The organism is Pantoea sp. Aalb (genome assembly GCF_009829985.1).
Classification (GTDB): Bacteria; Pseudomonadota; Gammaproteobacteria; order Enterobacterales; family Enterobacteriaceae; genus SZZU01.
Map to the genome: position 1 here is coordinate 1 of NZ_SZZU01000009.1, position 3,069 is coordinate 3,069.

At 47.5% G+C, this 3,069-nt stretch carries 1 rRNA gene; it reads right to left on the reverse strand.

Annotated elements, in window-relative coordinates:
* Positions 1 to 140: 140 nt before the first annotated feature.
* Positions 141 to 3,050 (reverse strand): 23S ribosomal RNA (locus tag FD728_RS04715).
* Positions 3,051 to 3,069: the final 19 nt, after the last annotated feature.

Genomic DNA, 3,069 nt, shown 5'->3' on the forward strand with positions numbered 1-3,069 from the left:
TTTCACTTCTGAGTTCGGCATGGTATCAGGTGGTACCACCGCGTTATTGCCGCCAGGCGAATTCTGTTGATTCATGCACAAAATGCATGAAGTATTTTATAAAATAAGCTGAAACTTTCATAAAACGTCTTTGGTGTTGTAAGGTTAAGCCTCACGGGTTATTAGTACCGGTTAGCTCAATACATCACTATACTTACACATCCGGCCTATCAAAGTTGTAGTCTTCAACATCCCTTAAGGAGACTTTAAGTCTCTGGGAGAACTAATCTTAGGGCAAGTTTCGTGTTTAGATGCTTTCAGCACTTATCTCTTCCGCACTTAGCTACCGGGCAATACCATTGGCATGATAACCCGAACACCAGTGGTGCGTTCACTTCGGTCCTCTCGTACTAGAAGCAACCCCCTTCAATTCTCCAACGCCCACGACAGATAGGGACCGAACTGTCTCACGACGTTCTAAACCCAGCTCGCGTACCACTTTAAACGGCGAACAGCCGTACCCTTGGGACCTACTTCAGCCCCAGGATGTGATGAGCCGACATCGAGGTGCCAAACACCGCCGTCGATATGAACTCTTGGGCGGTATTAGCCTGTTATCCCCGGAGTACCTTTTATCCGTTGAGCGATGGCCCTTCCATGCAGAACCACCGGATCACTATGACCTGCTTTCGCATCTGCTCGAGCCGTCACTCTCGCAGTTAAGCTAGCTTATGCCATTACACTAACCTCCTGATGTCCGACCAGGATTAGCTAACCTTCGTGCTCCTCCGTTACTCTTTAGGAGGAGACCGCCCCAGTCAAACTTTCCACCAGACACGGTCCGCAGCCCGGATAACGGGCTTACGTTAGACTATCAAACATTGAAGGGTGGTATTTCAAGGTCGGCTCCACATAAACTAGCGTTTATGCTTCAAGGCCTCCCACCTATCCTACACATCAAAGTTTAATGTTCAGTGTCAAGCTATAGTAAAGGTTCACGGGGTCTTTCCGTCTTGCCGCGGGTACACTGCATCTTCACAGCGATTTCAATTTCACTGAGTCTCGGGTGGAGACAGCCTAGCCATCATTACGCCATTCGTGCAGGTCGGAACTTACCCGACAAGGAATTTCGCTACCTTAGGACCGTTATAGTTACGGCCGCCGTTTACCGGGGCTTCGATCAAGAGCTTCTCCTATTATGGATAACCCAATCAATTAACCTTCCGGCACCGGGCAGGCGTCACACCGTATACGTCCACTTTCGTGTTTGCACAGTGCTGTGTTTTTAATAAACAGTTGCAGCTAGCTGGTATCTGCGACTGGCTTTGGCTCTAGGAGCATAATCCCTTCACCTAATGCCAGCGTGCCTTCTCCCTAAGTTACGGCACCATTTTGCCTAGTTCCTTCACCCGAGTTCTCTCAAGCGCCTTAGTATTCTCTACCTGACTACCTGTGTCGGTTTGGGGTACGATTTTACAGTTACCTGGAGCTTAGAGGCTTTTCTTGGAAGCATGGCATTAATTACTTCACTATTTTCATAGTTCGTCATCACGCCTCAATTCTAACTTTTCGGATTTGCCTAAAAAGTCAATCTACACGCTTAAACCAGGACAACCGTCGCCTGGATAATCTAGCCTTCTCCGTCCCCCCTTCGCAGTAACATTAAAGTACAGGAATATTAACCTGTTTCCCATCGATTACGCTTTTCAGCCTCACCTTAGGGGTCGACTTACCCTGCCTTGATTAACGTTGGACAGGAACCCTTAGTCTTTCGGCGAGCAGGTTTTTCACCTGCTTTATCGTTACTCATGTCAGCATTCGCACTTCTGATACCTCCAATAGACCTTACGATCTACCTTCAACAGCTTACAGAACGCTCCCCTACCCAGCGATTATAAAATCGCTGCCGCAGCTTCGGTACATGATTTGAGCCCCGTTACATCTTCCGCGCAAGCTGACTCGACCAGTGAGCTATTACGCTTTCTTTAAATGATGGCTGCTTCTAAGCCAACATCCTGGTTGTCTATGCCCTCTCACATCGTTTCCCACTTAATCATGATTTAGGGACCTTAGCTGGCGGTCTGGGTTGTTTCCCTTTCCACGACGGACGTTAGCACCCGCCGTGTGTCTCCCGTAATAGCATTCTATGGTATTCGTAGTTTGCATCGGTTTGGTAAGCCGGGATGACTCCCTAGCCGAAACAGTGCTCTACCCCCAAAGATGAATTTACGAGGCGCTACCTAAATAGCTTTCGGGGAGAACCAGCTATCTCCTGGTTTGATTGGCCTTTCACCCCTAGCCACAAGTCATCCGCTAATTTTTCAACATTAGTCGGTTCGGTCCTCCAGTTAGTGTTACCCAACTTTCAACCTGCTCATGGCTAGATCACCAGGTTTCGGGTCTATACCCTGCAACTAATCGCCCATTTAAGACTCGGTTTCCCTACGGCTCCCCTATGTGGTTAACCTTGCTACAGAATATAAGTCGCTGACCCATTATACAAAAGGTACGCAGTTACATAATTAATATGCTTCCACTGCTTGTACGTACACGGTTTCAGGTTCTATTTCACTCCCCTTACCGGGGTTCTTTTCGCCTTTCCCTCACGGTACTAGTTCACTATCGGTCAGTCAGAAGTATTTAGCCTTGGAGGATGGTCCCCCCATATTCAAACAGGATATCACGTGTCCCGTTCTACTCATTGAACTTACAATTTATGTGCTTTCGTGTACAGGGCTTTCACCTAGTATCGCGTGCCTTTCCAGACACTTCCACTAGCATATAAATTGCTTTATGTTCTGGGCTCTTCCCATTTCGCTCGCCACTACTAAGGGAATCTCGGTTGATTTCTTTTCCTCGAGGTACTTAGATGTTTCAGTTCCCTCGGTTTGCTTCACAACACTATATATTCATGTTGAGATGATGTACAGAAGTACATCGGGTTTCCCCATTCGGACACCGCCGGTTATAACGGTTTTATAATCACCTTACCGACGCTTTTCGCAGATTAACACGTCCTTCATCGCCTTTGACTGCCAAGGCATTCACCGTGTACGCTTAATCACTTAACCTTACAACCCATAGACGTTT